This window comes from Enterobacter sp. SLBN-59 (assembly GCF_024807915.1).
Taxonomy (GTDB): Bacteria; Pseudomonadota; Gammaproteobacteria; order Enterobacterales; family Enterobacteriaceae; genus Enterobacter; species Enterobacter asburiae_B.
Window position 1 is genome coordinate 29,191 of sequence record NZ_JANUFI010000004.1, and the last position, 16,704, is coordinate 45,894.

At 56.9% G+C, this 16,704-nt stretch carries 19 protein-coding genes; all 19 read left to right on the plus strand.

Going from position 1 to position 16,704, the window contains the following annotated elements; genetic code table 11:
* Positions 1 to 7: 7 nt before the first annotated feature.
* The gene (locus M2422_RS23580) at positions 8 to 409 is read left to right on the plus strand and encodes a hypothetical protein (RefSeq protein WP_259143138.1); all 402 of its coding nucleotides are present in this window, start codon (positions 8 to 10) and stop codon (positions 407 to 409) included.
* A complete protein-coding gene (traP, locus tag M2422_RS23585) occupies positions 399 to 962 on the plus strand; it encodes a conjugal transfer pilus-stabilizing protein TraP (protein ID WP_259143139.1) in 564 nt (187 codons plus the stop codon). Before M2422_RS23580 ends, traP begins: the two co-directional genes overlap by 11 nt.
* Complete coding sequence (gene traC, locus M2422_RS23590; protein WP_259143140.1) at positions 955 to 3,585, plus strand: type IV secretion system protein TraC; 2,631 nt, start codon at positions 955 to 957, stop codon at positions 3,583 to 3,585. Before traP ends, traC begins: the two co-directional genes overlap by 8 nt.
* Positions 3,582 to 3,929 carry a type-F conjugative transfer system protein TrbI gene (gene trbI / locus M2422_RS23595; protein WP_259143141.1) on the plus strand — a complete coding sequence of 116 codons (348 nt, stop codon included), beginning with the start codon at positions 3,582 to 3,584 and terminating at the stop codon, positions 3,927 to 3,929. The genes traC and trbI overlap by 4 nt, the downstream gene beginning before the upstream one ends.
* On the plus strand, positions 3,929 to 4,576 hold the full coding sequence (gene traW, locus M2422_RS23600; protein ID WP_259143142.1) for a type-F conjugative transfer system protein TraW: 648 nt from the start codon (positions 3,929 to 3,931) through the stop codon (positions 4,574 to 4,576). Before trbI ends, traW begins: the two co-directional genes overlap by 1 nt.
* Before the next feature lie 2 nt (positions 4,577 to 4,578).
* Positions 4,579 to 5,565: a conjugal transfer pilus assembly protein TraU gene (traU, locus tag M2422_RS23605; protein ID WP_259143192.1), complete on the plus strand. Its 987-nt coding sequence runs from the start codon at positions 4,579 to 4,581 to the stop codon at positions 5,563 to 5,565.
* Positions 5,566 to 5,581: 16 nt separating this feature from the next.
* On the plus strand, positions 5,582 to 6,217 hold the full coding sequence (gene trbC / locus M2422_RS23610) for a type-F conjugative transfer system pilin assembly protein TrbC (RefSeq protein ID WP_259143144.1): 636 nt from the start codon (positions 5,582 to 5,584) through the stop codon (positions 6,215 to 6,217).
* Positions 6,214 to 6,585: a hypothetical protein gene (locus tag M2422_RS23615; protein WP_259143145.1), complete on the plus strand. Its 372-nt coding sequence runs from the start codon at positions 6,214 to 6,216 to the stop codon at positions 6,583 to 6,585. Before trbC ends, M2422_RS23615 begins: the two co-directional genes overlap by 4 nt.
* A 24-nt stretch (positions 6,586 to 6,609) precedes the next feature.
* Entirely contained in the window at positions 6,610 to 7,032 is a 423-nt protein-coding gene (locus tag M2422_RS23620; protein WP_259143146.1) for an HNH endonuclease signature motif containing protein, read from the plus strand.
* Complete coding sequence (gene traN, locus M2422_RS23625) at positions 7,029 to 8,894, plus strand: type-F conjugative transfer system mating-pair stabilization protein TraN (protein WP_259143147.1); 1,866 nt, start codon at positions 7,029 to 7,031, stop codon at positions 8,892 to 8,894. The genes M2422_RS23620 and traN overlap by 4 nt, the downstream gene beginning before the upstream one ends.
* Positions 8,895 to 8,925: 31 nt before the next feature.
* Positions 8,926 to 9,114 carry a conjugal transfer protein TrbE gene (trbE, locus tag M2422_RS23630; protein ID WP_259143148.1) on the plus strand — a complete coding sequence of 63 codons (189 nt, stop codon included), beginning with the start codon at positions 8,926 to 8,928 and terminating at the stop codon, positions 9,112 to 9,114.
* Positions 9,115 to 9,144: 30 nt separating this feature from the next.
* Positions 9,145 to 9,894 carry a type-F conjugative transfer system pilin assembly protein TraF gene (gene traF / locus M2422_RS23635; protein ID WP_049047533.1) on the plus strand — a complete coding sequence of 250 codons (750 nt, stop codon included), beginning with the start codon at positions 9,145 to 9,147 and terminating at the stop codon, positions 9,892 to 9,894.
* Between the two features lie 16 nt (positions 9,895 to 9,910).
* Positions 9,911 to 10,159 carry a type-F conjugative transfer system pilin chaperone TraQ gene (traQ, locus tag M2422_RS23640; protein ID WP_011901838.1) on the plus strand — a complete coding sequence of 83 codons (249 nt, stop codon included), beginning with the start codon at positions 9,911 to 9,913 and terminating at the stop codon, positions 10,157 to 10,159.
* Positions 10,149 to 10,703, plus strand: a complete 555-nt coding sequence (gene trbB / locus M2422_RS23645; protein ID WP_259143150.1) for a type-F conjugative transfer system pilin assembly thiol-disulfide isomerase TrbB — start codon at positions 10,149 to 10,151, stop codon at positions 10,701 to 10,703. The genes traQ and trbB overlap by 11 nt, the downstream gene beginning before the upstream one ends.
* On the plus strand, positions 10,696 to 11,124 hold the full coding sequence (locus tag M2422_RS23650; RefSeq protein ID WP_259143152.1) for a conjugal transfer protein TrbF: 429 nt from the start codon (positions 10,696 to 10,698) through the stop codon (positions 11,122 to 11,124). The genes trbB and M2422_RS23650 overlap by 8 nt, the downstream gene beginning before the upstream one ends.
* Positions 11,111 to 12,481: a conjugal transfer pilus assembly protein TraH gene (gene traH / locus M2422_RS23655; protein ID WP_096198068.1), complete on the plus strand. Its 1,371-nt coding sequence runs from the start codon at positions 11,111 to 11,113 to the stop codon at positions 12,479 to 12,481. Before M2422_RS23650 ends, traH begins: the two co-directional genes overlap by 14 nt.
* Positions 12,481 to 15,342: a conjugal transfer mating-pair stabilization protein TraG gene (gene traG, locus M2422_RS23660; RefSeq protein WP_259143154.1), complete on the plus strand. Its 2,862-nt coding sequence runs from the start codon at positions 12,481 to 12,483 to the stop codon at positions 15,340 to 15,342. Before traH ends, traG begins: the two co-directional genes overlap by 1 nt.
* A gap of 18 nt (positions 15,343 to 15,360) precedes the next feature.
* A complete protein-coding gene (locus M2422_RS23665) occupies positions 15,361 to 15,858 on the plus strand; it encodes a hypothetical protein (RefSeq protein ID WP_259143155.1) in 498 nt (165 codons plus the stop codon).
* Between the two features lie 84 nt (positions 15,859 to 15,942).
* Positions 15,943 to 16,659: a conjugal transfer complement resistance protein TraT gene (gene traT, locus M2422_RS23670; protein ID WP_259143156.1), complete on the plus strand. Its 717-nt coding sequence runs from the start codon at positions 15,943 to 15,945 to the stop codon at positions 16,657 to 16,659.
* Positions 16,660 to 16,704: the final 45 nt, after the last annotated feature.

Below are 16,704 nucleotides of genomic sequence, written 5' to 3' on the forward strand. Positions count from 1 at the left end.
GAACATCATGACAACCAACAGTAACGGCGGTCCGGGTAAGACCCTCCACCTTGATGATATTGCGGCCTTTTGCGGGCATACGGGGATGCGCGTCATCATTGTTAATTCCGCAGAGAGCGACTTCAGGCTTTCTGCGTCTCTGCCCTGTGCTACCGCACCTGACGGGAAGTTTCCGCTTTCTCAACTCATGCTGCAGCGGGAACGTGGGCATTGCCTGTTCCTGGGAAAACCGGGTTCAGGTATGAGCGTAACAACACAGCAGATGAGGGTTTTCCTGGCGAAGTCTGACGTCAGCCAGCTCCGGGAACTGTGTAAGGGTGAAGACGGGGAAAAGCTGGCGGAGGCTATCCGTCAGAACTGCAGCGTCTGGTTTCCGCTGAATCCCGGAGGTAACGGGAATGATGCTTAAGCTTCTGTCCGTCCTGCTGTATTGCCTTCGATGGCTTGCCTGGGCTTTTCACTATCTGATTGTCTGGCCTGCCGCCATGCTGATGCTGCTGGTTGCCATGCTTTTGTGGATGGAGGACACCACGCCCGGAGAGGCGATGGCGCAGGAAATTATGGCCGTCACGCACAACGTCAGCAGTGGCGAGTTCCGTATTGCCGCCTGCCTTGATGAACCTTTACAACCTGTTATACCGGCTACCCCGCCGGACAAGCCTGTGCAGATTTTTGCAGGTGGCCCTTCTGCCGTTTGCCAGGACAGAGGCAGCGACATCACCGATGCTAAAGGATATGCCGCTCATGTTGACGGGGCGCTGAGTCCGCTTAAGTTGTTGTGGATTGTGATGGCCATTGTGTTTTCAGGGGCGGCGCTGCTTATGGGATGCCGCCCGTATTTCTGCCTGTACGGTCAGATGCGCTCAGCGCGTTTTCGCTACGGTATCCCCGCCAGCCGCCCGGCCCCTGCGACGGAAGCGGTAAAAACGGCCGACAATAAAAAGGAGGATAACCGTGAGTAATCCACTGGATACCGTCACCCGCACGGTCAACTCGCTGCTGACGGCGCTGAAGATGCCCGATGCATCCTCTGAGGCGAACGATGTCCTTGGGCAGATGCGCTTCCCGCAGTTCAGCCGCGTGCTGCCGTACCGCGACTACGATGCGGAAACCGGCCTCTTCATGAACGAGAAGACGATGGGCTTTATGCTGGAGGCGCAGCCCATCAACGGCGCCAACGAAACTATCGTGTCGTCGCTGGAAAACCTGATGCGCACCAAACTGCCCCGCGAGGTGCCGGTGGCCGTTCACCTGGTGTCCAGCCATCTGGTGGGTCAGGATATCGAGTATGGCCTGCGTGAGCTTTCCTGGACGGGTGAAAAGGCCGATACGTTCAACGCCATCACCCGAGCCTACTATCTCAGAGCCGCAGAAGAAGGTTTCCCGCTGCCCGATCACCTCAACCTGCCGCTGACCCTGCGTAACTACCGGGTGTACATCTCCTGCTGCGTCCCCCGCAAGCGCGGAAGTAAGGCCAGCGTGATGGAGATGGAAAACCAGGTCAAAATCATCCGCGCCTCGCTGCAGGGGGCGCAGATAGCCACCCGCAGCGTGGACGCGGATGCCTTTATCCGCATTGCGGGTGAAATGATTAACCACAACCCGGATGCGCTGTATCCCACCGAACGGGAGCTGGACCCGCTCAAGGATCTGAACTACCAGTGCGTGGACGATACCTTTGACCTGAAGGTGAAAGCCGACTACATGACGCTGGGGCTGCGCGGTAATGGTCGCAACAGCACCGCGCGCATCATGAACTTTCAGCTGACCAAAAATCCGGAGCTGGCCTTCCTCTGGAATATGGCCGACAACTACAGCAACCTTCTCAACCCGGAACTGTCCGTTTCGTGTCCGTTTATCCTGACGCTCGTCCTCAGCGTGGAAGACCAGGTGAAGGCGCAGAACGAGGCCAACCTGAAGTTCATGGATCTTGAGAAGAAGTCCAAGACCAGCTACGCCAAGTTCTTCCCGGGCGTGGCGCAGGAGGCAAAAGAGTGGGGCGATCTGCGCCAGCGCCTGTCGTCCGGGCAGTCCTCGCTGGTGAGCTATTTTCTGAACGTGACCCTCTTCTGCCGCGATGAGCAGGAAACTGCGCTGAAGGTCGAACAGGACGTACTGAACAGCTTCCGTAAAAATGGCTTCGAGCTGATTTCCCCGCGCTTTAACCATATGCGCAATTTTCTCGTGAATCTGCCGTTTATGGCGGGCGGCGGCCTCTTTAAGCAGCTGCGCGAGTCCGGCGTGCTGCAGCGCGCCGAAAGCTTTAATGTCGCCAATCTGATGCCGGTGGTGGCGGACAGCCCGCTGGCCACTTCCGGCCTGCTGGCACCGACCTACCGCAACCAGCTGGCGTTTATCGACCTGTTCAGCCGCGGCATGGGTAACACCAACTTCAATATGGCGGTCTGCGGGACCTCCGGTGCCGGGAAAACCGGGCTTATCCAGCCCCTGATACGCAGCGTCATCGACTCCGGCGGCTTCGCCGTGGTGTTCGACATGGGCGACGGCTACAAGTCCCTGTGCGAGAACATGGGCGGGGTCTACCTCGACGGCGAGACGCTGAAGTTTAACCCGTTCGCTAACGTTACTGACGATACCATCGATGAGATGGCCGAACGCCTGCGGGACCAGCTGTCCGTGATGGCCAGCCCCAACGGCAACCTGGACGAGGTGCACGAAGGCCTGCTGCTTAAGGCGGTGAAGGCCACCTGGCTTACGAAGAAAAACCAGGCGCGCATTGACGACGTGGTGGACTACCTGATGATGGCCCGCGACAGCGAAGAATACAGCGGATCGCCGACCATCCGCAGCCGCCTCGATGAGATGGTGGTGCTGCTGACTCAGTACACCCGCGACGGGGTGTACGGCAGCTACTTCAACTCCGACGAGCCGTCCCTGAAGGACGAAGCCCGGATGGTGGTGCTTGAGCTCGGCGGACTGGAGGACAGGCCGTCCCTCCTGGTGGCGGTGATGTTCTCGCTCATTCTCTACATTGAGAACCGCATGTACCGCACGCCGCGCAGCCTGAAGAAGCTTAACGTGATAGACGAAGGCTGGCGCCTGCTGGACTTCAAGAACAACAAGGTCGGGGCGTTTATCGAGAAGGGCTACCGTACCGCCCGCCGCCATACCGGTTCGTACATCACCATTACGCAGAACATCGTCGACTTTGACTCGGAAACAGCTTCCAGCGCCGCCCGCGCGGCATGGGGTAACTCGTCCTACAAAATTATCCTCAAGCAGTCGGCTAAAGAGTTCGCCAAGTACAACCAGCTGTACCCGGACCAGTATTCGCAGCTGCAGCGCGACATGATTAAAGGTTTCGGCAGCGCGAAGGACAACTGGTTCAGCAGCTTTATGCTGTCGGTTGAGCACCTGACGTCCTGGCATCGCCTGTTCGTCGATCCGCTCAGCCGGGCAATGTACTCCTCGGACGGTCCGGACTTTGAGTTTCTGCAGCAGCGACGCCGGGAAGGGCTGAGTATTCACGAGGCCGTCTGGGAGCTGGCGTGGAAAAAGTCCGGGCCGGAAATGGCCGCGCTGGAGCGCTGGCTTCACGAGCATGAAGGGAAGACCATCTCATGAAAAAACACGTACTCATTAACGCCGCGCTGATTGCCGGCACGCTGGCTGCGGGCGCGGGCGTCAGCTGGCTGGTCTGCCAGCTTAACCGTCCTGTGGTTGTGGCCTTCAACATGAAATCCACGGTGGATGCCTTCTTTGACAGAGCCGGTCGCCGTTCGCTGGACGAGGCGCAGACAAAAGCACTCTCAGACCGCTTTAACGCGTCACTGGAGGCCAGCCTCCGGGACTGGCAGATCCGCCATCGTGCCCTCATCCTTGTCGCACCTGCCGTGGTGCAGGGGGCGCCGGATATCACGCGTGAAATCCAGACTGACGTGGCCCGCCGGATGAAGGAGGGGGCGTGATGCGCGCCCTTGCCCTGGGCCTGACGCTGCTGACCGGCAGCGTGACGGCCGCTGACCTCGGGACGTGGGGCGATCTCTGGCCGGTGGCGGAGCCGGATATGCTGACAGTTATCGAAAGCCGGCTGCAGACGCTGGCGCAGTCCGGCGAGATGGACAAAAAGATGGCGGAGTTTAAGGCGCGCGTGGTGCGCAACAGCCAGCGCCCGCCTGCTGTTGAGGGAATAACACGCGCGGTGCGCTACGAGCGGCGCTGGTTTGATCCGAGCGTGCGGGTGGACAAGGCGCTTGCCGACGACAGGGGCAACGTGTTTGCTCAGGCGGGGCAGATCTTTAATCCGCTTGATGTGGTGCCGTTTAACGAAACGCTGCTGTTTATCAACGGCGACGATGCGGATCAGCTCGCGTGGGTACAGCGACAGAAGCCTGACACCCTGATCACCCGCATTATTCTGGTTCAGGGCAACATTCCGCAGACGTCGGAGAAGCTCGACAGCCGCATTTTCTTCGACCAGAACGGGGTGCTGACCGCCCGGTTCGGCATAAGCCAGGTACCGGCGCGGGTGACGGCGGCGCCCAGCGGAAAGCGCCTGCAGGTGGAAATCATTCCGCCCGATATGGCGCAGCATGATGCAGGAGGTGTCCGGTGAAAATGCTGACCGTCTCTCTGTTCGGGCTGCTTCTGTGGGGTAACAGCTACATGGCAGCGGCGGACGCCGCCTGCGAAGGGCGTTTCGTCAATCCGATCACCGATATCTGCTGGCGCTGCATGTTCCCCCTGTCGCTCGGCAGCACACAAGTCACGGGCGGGGATTTACCGGATACGTCTAATCCCGGGAGCCCGATACAGTTTTGTCCCATGCCACCCCCGGTATTTCAGCGCGTCGGCCTGGCAATAGGGTACTGGGAGCCGATGGCCATGACCGATGTGGCGCGTTCTCCAGGCTGTATGGTAAACCTCGGCGGATTCACCGTTAATCTCGGGAAAATGGGGATGGGCACCGCCAAAAAAGATGACAAACAGGTCAATGGCGCGTTCTACCACGTGCACTGGTACAAATATCCGCTGACGTACTGGCTCAACATCATCACCTCCCTCGGGTGCCTGCAGGGCGGCGACCTGGATATCGGATACCTGTCTGAAATCGACCCGACATGGGGGGACAGCGCCCTGACCTCCATTCTGAATCCGGAGGCGGTCATTTTTGCTAACCCCATCGCGCAGGGCGCATGTGCGGCCGACGCGGTGGCCAGTGCGATAAATAAGCCTCTCGACCCGCTGTTCTGGTGCGCTGGCTCGCAGGGCTCGATGTACCCTTTCAACGGCTGGGTGAGCAATGAGTCCAGCCCCCTGCAGTCTTCCGTTCTGGTCAGCGAGCGTATGGCGTTCAAGCTTCACCGACAGGGCCAGATACTGGAGAGCGTGGGGGCGGACCGCGCGGTCTGCTTCGAATACCCGTCTCCCATTATCCCGAAAGAGCGCTGGCGCTATCAGATGGTGAACATGTTCCCGGATGCGGCGCAGTGCCATCCCTTCGGCCGAACGGTCATGCGCTGGGAAACGGGGCGTAACCCGCCGAACACGAAGAAAAACTACGGCTATCTGCTCTGGCGCAAGCGCAACTGCGTCTTCCTCTGAGAAAAAGGAAACCTCCATGAAAACTCTGTCCGGTCTGACGGCGGCGCTGCTGCTGTCAGCATATTGTTGCACTGCGCTGGCGTCAGGGGCTGATGAGGCGAACCGCGAGTTTATTCGTCAGCAGGAGTCTTTCAGCCAGCAGCTGAGGGGGCAGGACAACGCGCCGCTGCGCCAGATGCTGGAGCAGCAGGTGCGCCAGAACCCTCTTTCGGCAGACGACGCGCGCTTTATCGGGGAGCTGAAACAGCGCCAGCAGGAGGCTCAGCAGGATAAGCCCACGCACGGCGCGCTGTATTTCGTCTCCTTTGCCATCCCGCAGGCGGGGCTTAAGCGCATGCTGACCGAGGCCCGCCGATACGACATTCCCGCCACCCTGCGGGGCATGGTGAACAACGACATGAAAACGACGGCAACCGCCGTGATGGCGCTCGTTCAGGATGGTTCAGCCAGCGGCGTGGCCATCGACCCGACCCGCTTTCGCGAGTACGGGATCACCAGCGTACCGTCACTGGTGGTGTACTGCGAACGTGGCCATGACGTTATCCGTGGCAATCTTCATCTGAAGCAGGCGCTGGACAAGGTGGCCGCGACCGGAGACTGCAGGCAGGTGGCACAGGGACTGCTGGACAGTGCCGGAGATGCTCCGCAATGACCTTACCTCCCGGATATTACCGAATTGACCCGGAAATCCGTGCACTGGTGGCCGCGATGAACGTTCACGGTTTCCGTACATATGCCTCCTGTCAGGGGCATGGTTTACCTGTTACGAGGCTGCCGCCTTATATCGCCTTTGTCTGTCAGGTAAAAACAGCAGCCCTTCTGGAGGCGCGTCTGCGGCAGGATGCGGAATCCGTGATGCCCCGGCTGCTGTGGGGCTGGTCTGTCCGGGTTTCTTTTAACAGTGATTTTCAGCTCTGCTTCCGGCTTCAGCCGGATGGCTCCCACTGCTGGTATCACCGGTACTGTCGCTGCTCACTGCGTGCAGACTTCAGGACACTGGTCCGCTTACTGAATCCGTAAATCTGTTCCTGTAAGGAGGCTTTGATGGCGCTGACAAAAAAACAGCGGGAAAAACTGCGTATGAAATTCGGTGGCCGCTGTGCTTACTGCGGGTGTGAGCTGCCGGAGAAAGGGTGGCATGCCGACCATGTTCAGGCGGTGCTCCGTAAATCAGAGCAGTGTATGAAGGCTGCTGAAAAAGGCATTTTCAGGCTGAAATCCACCGGTGATGTTTTCAGGCCGGAGGTCGACTGCCCGGAAAACCTCGTTCCGGCCTGTGCGCCGTGCAACCTACTGAAAACAACATATTCGCTGGAAACATTCAGAATGCAGATCGCCCTTCAGGTTGAACGGGGGCGCAGGCACAGCGTGAATTTCAGGACCGCAGAGCGGTTCGGACTGATTCAGGTGATGAACAAACCGGTTGTGTTCTGGTTTGAGCAATTCCATGGGGAGTGTGCTGTATGAAACGTATTTTACCTCTGATACTGGCTCTGGCTGCCGGGATGGCACAGGCTGACAGCAACAGCGATTACCGGGCCGGCTCGGACTTTGCTAAGCAGGTCAAGGGGAAGGGAGACAGCAGCCTGACGAACTTCAATCCGTCGGCCACGCTGCCGGGCTACACCGCCACACCGCCGCAGCAGAAATACTACGGTGGCGTAACGGCGACCGGTGACGGCGCGCTGAAAGCGGACGGTACCACGGGCTGGACCACAAATGAGGCCACAAAGGCCGTCACCGACTCGTTTGTTAACAACCCGAAGGAGCCCATTTCACCCGACGCGCCGTTTATTAAGGCCAGCCAGGATGTTCAGTCCCGCGCCGATACCATCATCGGCAAAACGGGGCAGACGCAGTGCGAAGCGCAGAACATCAGCCGCAGCGAGTTCACCAACTATACCTGTGAGCGCGACCTGCTGGTTGAGCAGGCCTGTACGCGCACGGCCAGCATTACCGGCCACTACGAAAACACCACGGTGACGCGCACCTGGACGGTGCCCAACAGCGAATTCAGCTACACGTATGACGGTAACAAAACGGTGAACTTCAGCTTCCGGGCGCCTGCAACCGGTACCGTGCTGAACGCGTCGGTGGCGGTCCATTTCGACGACAGGAACATGTCCTATCGGTTTACCTGGTGGGGGGTAAACACCCAGTCTGTGGCCAAAAGGGATAATACGTGGGCGCTGCCGGGCGCTGCGGGCGCGTCGCTGACCGCCGGGCGGCCGTCTCCGACAGGCTCCATGCTCAACCAGAACTGCCTGAGCGGCAGGCAGTCGCGCTGCCAGGAGTATGCCCGTAAAACGCTCGCCTGGATGCAGAGCGGCTCAGGAGCCTGGATGACCGCCACCCTGACCATGCAGGTGACGGACAAAAAATGGGTGCCGGACGTGGTCTGGAACGAATCCTGTCCGTTCAGCAAGAGCGAAGGTACGCTCAAAAAGACCGAATGTATTGAGCCGGGGAACACAAAAACGGTGGTGGTTGACGGCGTGTCATACCCGGTCACGCAGGCTTGCTGGAAGTACAAAGACACCTATATGACCCAGGCTGCTGACAATGGCACCTGCAAAACCTATATGAACAATCCGGCCTGTACGCTTGCTTCACGCACCTGCGCCTTCACTGCAGAAGACGGCAGCGGCTGCCTGCATGAATACGCGACGTACTCCTGTGAAACTCGTACTTCCGGCCAGGTGATGATATGCGGCGGCGACACCTTCTGTCTTGATGGTGACTGTGAGCGGGCGCAGAACGGTAAAAATAACGATTTTGCACCTGTCGTTTCGGCACTCGCCGCGCTGGCCGCTGCGGGCAAGGACGTGGCCGCCATTAACAGCGTTAACGTGCGCGCCTTTACCGGCAGCGCGAAGTTCTGCAAGAAGTTTGCGGCAGGATTCAGCAACTGCTGTAAGGACGGCGGCTGGGGCCAGGACGTCGGGCTTGCCAGGTGCAGCAGCGAGGAGAAAGCGCTGGGCAAGGCCAAAGAGAATAAGCTCACGGTCAGTATCGGTGAGTTCTGTTCAAAAAAAGTGCTCGGCGTCTGTCTCGAGAAGAAGCGCAGCTACTGTCAGTTTGACTCTAAGCTTGCCCAGATTGTGCAGCAGCAGGGGCGTAACGGTCAGCTTCACATCGGCTTTGGCAAGGCCAGCAGCCCGGACTGTCGCGGCATCACCCAGACCGAGCTGCAGCAAATTAATTTTGAAGCGCTCGACTTCTCGAACTTTTTCGACGATCTGCAAAAGAACAAGAAAATCCCGGATAACGACACCCTGACAAAGCGCGTCCGCGAGGAAATCGCCGCGCAGCTGAAGAACAAACAGTAAGCCACTCATCACTGACTCAGGACTCTCCATCATGAAAATTAAAGGATTTATCGTCCGCCTTATCATCAGCCTGATTGTCGCCTCGCCGGTGCTTTACTGGTGCGGAAATATCGTTGATGAAACAACCCGCATAGATGTGTTTTTTATGGCACTGATGGTTGTGCTTTTCGTTGTGGGACTTCTGTTTGCGTGGCTGTTAAACCCGCTTTTCAAACGATAACCGGCCTGCTTCGGGATAAGGAAGGTTCCAGTGAAAAAGAGAAAGACAGCGTTAGCGCTGCTGCTTCTTGGCAGCGTTTTTTCCGCCACAGGAAAAGATGCAGGCTGGCAGTGGTACAACGAATCGCACAGAACGCCGGAGGATGACAAATCCTCTTCAACACAGCCTCAGCAGGCCTCGCCGGACATCATGGAGAAGCTTGCCACGCTCCAGCAGGCCACGAAGCGCGCCATGTACGAGGCCATTCTGTATCCGGGCGTGGAGAACTTTACCCGCTACTTCCGTCTGCAGAACTACTGGACGCAGCAGGCCGGGCTGTTCTCGATGAGCGCCAAAAAGGCGATGCTCGAACACCCCGAACTCGACTACAACCTGCAGCACAGCCACTACAACGGTACCGTGCGCAACCAGCTGGCGGCGGACTTTGCCGACCAGCGCCGCGCCATTGAAACGCTGGCTCAGCACTATGGCGTGATGTTCTTCTACCGCGGACAGGACCCGATCGACGGCCAGCTGGTTCAGGTCATTAAAAACTTCCGCGAAACGTATCACCTCAGCGTCATTCCGGTCTCCGTGGACGGTATCGTGAATCCACTCCTGCCGGATACCCGAATGGACGGTGGACAGGCCAGCCGGCTGGGTATTCGTTACTTCCCGGCGCTGATGCTGGCCGACCCTAAAAGCGGGACGGTCAAACCCGTCTCGTATGGCTTTATCAGCCAGGATGACCTGGCGAAGCAGTTCCTCAACGTTTCCACTGATTTTGCCCCCAACTTTTAATGCAGGGAGAGTTCGCATGCGCAAATTCCGTTTTCGCCTGCCTGAGTTCGACGTGCCCGGATTATGGGTGCTGAGCCTCGGGATATGGTTTCACATTGTTTCCCGCCTGGTCCGGCGCGAGCCGGAGATGGCCATTCTTCTGGCGCAGATAATCGGCGTATCGATGGTGCTCTGGGGGGGCTACCGCATTATCAACCGCTGGATTGATGCCGCCCGTGAGGCCGAAAAGGCCCGTGATGCCGGAGGATGCCGACATGAACCTTAGACATACCGTGTTTACCGTGGCGCTCATGACCCTCAGTCTGGCCACACAGGCTTCCACAATGGACGAGATCAAATCGTTATGGCATCCACAGGGGGCGCGAGCGTCGGGATCTCTGCCAACATCCCCGGGAGACCCTGAAGCTAAGCCACTTCCGGCGAAGCAGCCGGTCTGGTACCGCCTCAGCAACGGGCGCCAGGTCAATCTGGCCGACTGGAAGGTCGTGCTGTTTATGCAGGGACACTGCCCGTACTGCCACCAGTTTGATCCGGTCCTGAAGTCGCTGTCGGCACGGGTGGGATTTGGGGTGATGGCCTACACCATCGACGGTCAGGGGGATGCGTCCTTTCCCGATGCGCTGCCCGCGCCGCCGGAGGTGATGAAAACCTTTTTCCCTAACCTGCCCGTGGCCACGCCAACCACCTTTCTCGTCAACGTAAACACCCTTGAAGCCCTGCCCCTGCTGCAGGGCGCGACCGACGAACAGGGCTTTATGGCCCGCATGGATACGGTCCTTCAGATGCGCGGAGTGGGTAACAATGGCTGATCAGAACAATGCAAAGGAACACGACATGATGCCTTCCGGGATGCTTCAGAGAGCTACGAGGCCAGAGTTAATCACGCTCAGGGCACGGAAAAATGACGCACGGTTCGGCGTTTATGCTGAGTGGGCGGGCATATTGCTCATTGCCGGCGTGCTGTCGCGCGTCTTTATGACATACGTTTTCGATGCCTGCGTCGGCGACTGGCTCAGGGACGGTCACCTGCAGCTGAAAGATTTGTGGAACGTGTTGATGTACGCCATTCCACTGATATTTATCGCGCTGAGCGGCGGGCTTGCCGTTGCAGGCGGCGTTTATGCAATCCTGAACTCGCTTTATACGAAAGGGCAAATGTTCATACTAAAACGAAAAACGGGAAAACTCGCCCAGCAGGCGAGCCGGGAGGGTGCCGATGTTCGTCCGTAAACCTCTCTCCATGCTGTGTGGCATTCTTCTTACGTGTTCAGCGAGCGTGAGTGCCGACGTGAACAGCGACATGAATACCTTCTTTAATAAGCTGGGCTTTGCGTCCAACACCAGCCAGCCTCAGGTCTGGCAGGGGCAGGCCGCGGGCTACGCCACGGGCGGCTCACTCTACGCGCGCACGCAGGTGAAAACCGTCCAGCTTATCTCCATGACGCTGCCCGACATAAACGCCGGCTGCGGCGGCATCGATGCCTATCTGGGCTCCTTCAGCTTTATTAACAGCGATCAGCTGCAGCGTTTCGCCAAGCAGATTATGTCCAACGCGGCGGGCTACTTCTTCGATCTGGCGCTGCAGACCACCGTACCGGAAATCAAGACCGCAAAGGACTTCCTGCAGAAGATGGCCAGCGATATTAACAGCATGAACCTCAGCTCCTGCCAGGCGGCGCAGGGGATTGTCGGCGGTCTGTTTCCGCGCACCCAGGTCTCCCAGCAGAAGGTCTGCCAGGACATTGCCGGCGAGAGCAACATGTTTGCGGACTGGGCGGCATCCCGCCAGGGCTGCACCGTGGGCGGCAGCCTCGACAAGGTGCGCGACAAGGCCGGTACCGCCGATAAAGAGCGCATCACTAAAAACATCAATATCATCTGGAATGCGCTCGGCAAGAACGGCATGTTCAGCGGGAATAAAGAACTCAGGGAGTTCATCATGACGCTCACCGGGACCCTGATTTTTGACGAGAAGGGTAACATCACGCCGCTGCCTGCCCGCACCACGGATCGTGACATTATTAAGGCAGTGATGGAGGGCGGCACGGCGAAAATTTACCATTGCAACGACAGCGAGAAGTGCCTGAAGGTGGTTGCCGACGCGACCGTTACTATTACCGAAAAGAACGCGCTGAAAAATCAGATCAAGGACATTCTCTCCAGCATCCAGAACAAGGCTGCAACCGACACAAAGCTGACCGAGAAGGAGAAGGGCTTTATCTCCGGCACCACTATCCCGGTGTTCAAGTACCTGGTGGACCCGATGATGCTGGGCGTTTCTGACAGCCTGGTCTATCAGCTGACGGACTATATCGGCTACGACATTCTGCTGCAGTACATCCAGGAGATGGTCCAGCAGGCGCGCGCCCTGATGGCAACGGGCAACTATGACCAGGCCGTTATCGACAGCATCAATAACAACCTCAACGAGGCCACGCGGCAGATAGCCTCCTTCCAGGCGCAGGTGCAGGTGCAGCAGGATGCGCTTCTGGTTGTTGACCGCCAGATGAGCTATATGCGCCAGCAGGTTTCGGCGCGGATGTTGCAGCGCTATCAGAACAACTATCACTTCGGGGGGGCGCGCTGATGCAGGCGATTTACGTTATCGCGGGCGGCGACTGGCTGAGCCAGACGCTGAACGCCATTGTGGCCTTTATGAACACGGACAACTGGGTCATTATCCGCCGGATCGTTACCGCGCTGTCTGTGCTCGTCGTGGCCATTACCTGGATACGCCGTCACAACGTGATGGATATGCTGGGCTGGATAGGTACCATCGTCCTGATGTCTCTCCTGGTGAGCGTGCGCACGCCGGTACAGATTATCGACAACAGCGATCTGACGAAGGTGTATCAGGTGGACAACGTACCCGTTGGGCTGGCGTTGCCGGCGTCGCTGACGACCACTATCGGACACGCGCTGGTGCAGGGCTATGAGATGGTCTTTTCGCAGCCGGACAGCGTCACTTACAGTAAGACCGGGATGCTGTTCGGCGCGAATCTGGTCGCGCGCAGCACCGACTTTTTATCAAAAAATCCTGAGATCACCACGCTTTTTGCGGACTATGTGCAGAACTGCGTGATGGGCGATATTTTCCTCAACGGGAAGTACACCCTGGACGAGCTGATGAACAGCACCGACCCCTACACCATTATCTTCTCTAAACCCAGTCCGCTGCGTCAGGTGCAGAACTATAAGAAGTTTACGACCAGTGGTGATAACGGACAAACGGAGATAAAGGCGTTTTTATCCTGCGAAGAAGCCGCAGTGATCCTCAAGCAGAAGCTGGGCCTTGATACCCAGACCGGAGGGAAAAGCTGGAGCTACTACGCACGCTGGCTGTTTGGCGGACGTCCGAATCCCGACCTGCTCCTGAGCCAGATGCTCGGCGAAAGCTATAACTATTTTTATAACTCCGGGCAGAGCGCCTCGCAAATTATCCGCCAGAACGTGACGATGAATGCCCTGCGCGACGGTATCATGGGCTATGCGGCCCGCAACGGCGATACCTCGAGTCTGCTCAACATCGCCACCACGTCATCAATGGAGAAGCAGCGGCTCGCGCACGCAACGGTCGGGCAGGTGGCCCTGCGCTCGTTGCCCATGTCCCAGACGCTGATAGTCGGACTGATTATCGGGATATTCCCCCTGATGGTGCTGGGCGGGATGTTTAACGCCGTCACCCTTAACGTGCTGAAGGGGTACGTGCTGGCCATCATGTGGGTGCAGAGCTGGCCGCTGCTTTACGCCATCCTCAACAGCTGCATGACCTTCTATGCGAAAGCCAACGGCTCGCCGGTTGTGCTCTCTGAGCTGTCGCAGGTGCAACTTAAATACTCGGATCTGGCCACGACGGCGGGCTATCTGTCGATGCTTATACCGCCACTGGCATGGGGAATGCTGAAAGGTCTGGGCTCCAGCTTCTCGAATCTCTACAGCCACCTGGCGTCCTCGGCCATCAGTCCGGCGGCAACGGCGGCGGCAGGTTCAATCGACGGGAACTACTCCTACGCTAACATGCAGACCGAGAACGTGAGCGGCAACAGCTGGAATACCAACAGTTCGACCATGTTTGGCCAGATGAGTCACCAACTTGCCAACGGAGCGACGTCCACACAGATGCGCGACGGTAGTACGGTGACTGACTCTACCCAGGCAGCGAGTAAGCTGCCCGTGAGCATTAATTTTGCCCGTCAACTGGCTTCAGCGCAGCAGGAGATGGCTCGCGAGGCGCAGACGCAGTCCCAGAGCGCGATGCAGAGCTTTAGTAGCAGTATGTCAAGCACGTGGCAGACCCTCAGCCAGTTTGGCACCAACCGGGGGAGCAGCGATTCGATGACTCAGGGTGCCGACAGTACCATGAGCGCGCAGGACTCCATGATGGCCAGCAAGATGCGCAGCGCGGTGGAAAGCTACGCGAAGGCGCATAACATCAGTAATGATCAGGCGACTCAGGAATTGGCGACCAGAAGCACACGTGCTTCCGCTGGTCTTTATGGCGATGCCAGTGCACATGGTGGTATAGGGATTAAGGCTTTCGGTACAGGTGGTGGTGTTAGTTTCAGGGCAGGTGCTAAAGCCGGCGTCGACTTTGATGATTTAGACTCTCACCAGGCAAGCAGCAGCACGCGAGCGAGCCAGGATGCGCGTCATGATATTGATGCAAAATCCACCAAAGACTTCAAGGAGGCCAGCGATTACTTTACCAGCCGCAAGATAAATGAATCAGGCAGTCATACGGATAACAACGCCGCATCACGTGCGGACCAGTTGTCTGCATCACTGAGTTCTGCAAAACAAAGCCTTGAACAGTACTCGACCAGTCAGGCACGCAGCAAGGAATATGCTGAAATGGCATCCCGAACCGAAACCATGAGCGGGCAGGTTAACGAAGATCTTAATCAGCAATTTGCACAATATGTTCGCAAGCAGGCACCGCATGATGCCGATTCTTTGCTGACGGATACCGGTTCACCAGAGGTTGCAGCGAAACGAAGAGAACTGGCCTGGTCATTTGTACAAAGTCAGGTTCAGCCTTCGGTAGATAATGCATATTCGGATGCGAAAGATGGGCTGGGTCAAAGTATGGACAATGTGTCTGTGGGGGGCGGGCGGCAGGAGGTGTTATCTGACCATGCGGCGCATAAGGCTTCCATTGAGAGTGCAACGTCAGACGCAGGTATTAAAGGGAATGTGAAAGGCTCGGTAGACGGTATGATGACTGAAACGCGAAATAATATCTCAGGAACACAAAGTGAAATAAAGGGAGCTTCATCGTCCGTTGATAATCAGTATTCAGCACTGGAGCGCCATCACCAGTCCGAAGCGAATAATCAGGGGGCTAAGTACAATAACGAGAAAGCATCACAAAACGCTATTCCGGGAGCTGACAGTCCTGAAGAACTTCTGGAAAAAGCAAAGAAACTGGAGAATAATCACAAGAAATGATCAGGGAGATTATCGGATATGAAAGAGCTGATGCGAATTATGTGGGTTCTGCTTATACAGTATATCGCCTGCTCGCTTGCAGGGTGGGCAACATCCGTCATGCTCCTGATACTTGCGCTGTTGATTATGTGGCAGGGTATATTTGCATATATTAATTATCGAGTTCGCAAGCAGAAGTGTTTGTATAGTCAGAAAGATGTATCGCCAGTAATGTACATGGTTCTTTCTGTCCCCGCGATCTGTTTCCCTGTGTTGGCCCTATTTATATTTTTCGGGCTCTCGATCTACAGGGTCTGTGTAATAAGTGGTGTAACTGTTGGAGATGAATCTCTAAAAGATCAGTTTTATTTTGATCGTGCGTTTCAAAGTGATCCATTTCCTTATGAATCAGGACTACACGATTCTGCGGGAGCTGGATTGAATCCAGCTACAGGATTGCCAATGTGCGGGCTAGTTGATACTTCTGGTAATTTTTATGGGTGTTCATCTGAATCATACAGACGCTCGGACAGTTAGATACCCTTACTTATATTAGATTATGGGCAATCGCCAAGCTATGAATGGATATAATAAACAAAGGAAATAACGTTAATAAAAAAGATGATGATGGTGGCTCTGGTCAGTTCCACGCTGGCCCTTTCAGGGTGTGGTGCGATGAGCACAGCAATTAAGAAACGTAACCTTGAGGTCAAAACGCAGATGAGCGAAACGGTCTGGCTTGAACCATCAAGCGAGCGTACCGTTTTCCTGCAGATCAAAAACACGTCTGATAAGGACATGAGCGGTCTCCAGTCCAAAATTACCGAAGCTGTTAAAGCCAAAGGCTATCAGGTCGTGACCTCACCGGATAAAGCCTACTACTGGATTCAGGCAAACGTACTCAAGGCCGATAAAATGGATCTTCGTGAGTCACAAAGCTGGCTCAGCCGTGGCTACGAAGGTGCAGCGGCAGGGGCCGCGCTGGGTGCCGGTATTACCGCCTATAATTCCAGCTCTGCCGGAGCCACTCTGGGCGTAGGGCTTGCTGCCGGCCTTGTTGGCATGGCCGCTGATGCGATTGTCGAAGACATCAACTACACCATGATCACGGATGTGCAGATTGCCGAGCGTACTAAAGCGACCGTGACCACGGACAACATCGCCGCCCTTCGCCAGGGAACCTCTGGTGCCAAAATTCAGACCAGTAGCGAGCAGGGGAACCAGCATAAATATCAGACCCGCGTGGTATCAAATGCGAACAAAGTTAATCTGAAATTCCCCGAAGCCCAGCCAGTTCTTGAAGATCAGCTGGCTAAATCTATCGCGAACATTCTTTAATTAATACCGAAGGGCGGTTTCTTCCGCCCTATTCTCTGGTTCACT

What these genes read in the sequence shown, in the direction of transcription:
- M2422_RS23620 (WP_259143146.1), top strand. Translation starts at nt 6,610, where the DNA reads ATGGCGCTGACAAAAAAACAGCGGGAAAAACTGCGTATGAAATTCGGT.
- trbE (WP_259143148.1), top strand. Translation starts at nt 8,926, where the DNA reads ATGAAAATTAAAGGATTTATCGTCCGCCTTATCATCAGCCTGATTGTC.
- M2422_RS23580 (WP_259143138.1), top strand. Translation starts at nt 8, where the DNA reads ATGACAACCAACAGTAACGGCGGTCCGGGTAAGACCCTCCACCTTGAT.
- traT (WP_259143156.1), top strand. Translation starts at nt 15,943, where the DNA reads ATGATGATGGTGGCTCTGGTCAGTTCCACGCTGGCCCTTTCAGGGTGT.
- trbI (WP_259143141.1), top strand. Translation starts at nt 3,582, where the DNA reads ATGAAAAAACACGTACTCATTAACGCCGCGCTGATTGCCGGCACGCTG.
- M2422_RS23615 (WP_259143145.1), top strand. Translation starts at nt 6,214, where the DNA reads ATGACCTTACCTCCCGGATATTACCGAATTGACCCGGAAATCCGTGCA.
- trbC (WP_259143144.1), top strand. Translation starts at nt 5,582, where the DNA reads ATGAAAACTCTGTCCGGTCTGACGGCGGCGCTGCTGCTGTCAGCATAT.
- trbB (WP_259143150.1), top strand. Translation starts at nt 10,149, where the DNA reads ATGAACCTTAGACATACCGTGTTTACCGTGGCGCTCATGACCCTCAGT.
- traQ (WP_011901838.1), top strand. Translation starts at nt 9,911, where the DNA reads ATGCGCAAATTCCGTTTTCGCCTGCCTGAGTTCGACGTGCCCGGATTA.
- traN (WP_259143147.1), top strand. Translation starts at nt 7,029, where the DNA reads ATGAAACGTATTTTACCTCTGATACTGGCTCTGGCTGCCGGGATGGCA.
- traH (WP_096198068.1), top strand. Translation starts at nt 11,111, where the DNA reads ATGTTCGTCCGTAAACCTCTCTCCATGCTGTGTGGCATTCTTCTTACG.
- M2422_RS23650 (WP_259143152.1), top strand. Translation starts at nt 10,696, where the DNA reads ATGGCTGATCAGAACAATGCAAAGGAACACGACATGATGCCTTCCGGG.
- traU (WP_259143192.1), top strand. Translation starts at nt 4,579, where the DNA reads ATGCTGACCGTCTCTCTGTTCGGGCTGCTTCTGTGGGGTAACAGCTAC.
- traG (WP_259143154.1), top strand. Translation starts at nt 12,481, where the DNA reads ATGCAGGCGATTTACGTTATCGCGGGCGGCGACTGGCTGAGCCAGACG.
- M2422_RS23665 (WP_259143155.1), top strand. Translation starts at nt 15,361, where the DNA reads ATGAAAGAGCTGATGCGAATTATGTGGGTTCTGCTTATACAGTATATC.
- traW (WP_259143142.1), top strand. Translation starts at nt 3,929, where the DNA reads ATGCGCGCCCTTGCCCTGGGCCTGACGCTGCTGACCGGCAGCGTGACG.
- traP (WP_259143139.1), top strand. Translation starts at nt 399, where the DNA reads ATGATGCTTAAGCTTCTGTCCGTCCTGCTGTATTGCCTTCGATGGCTT.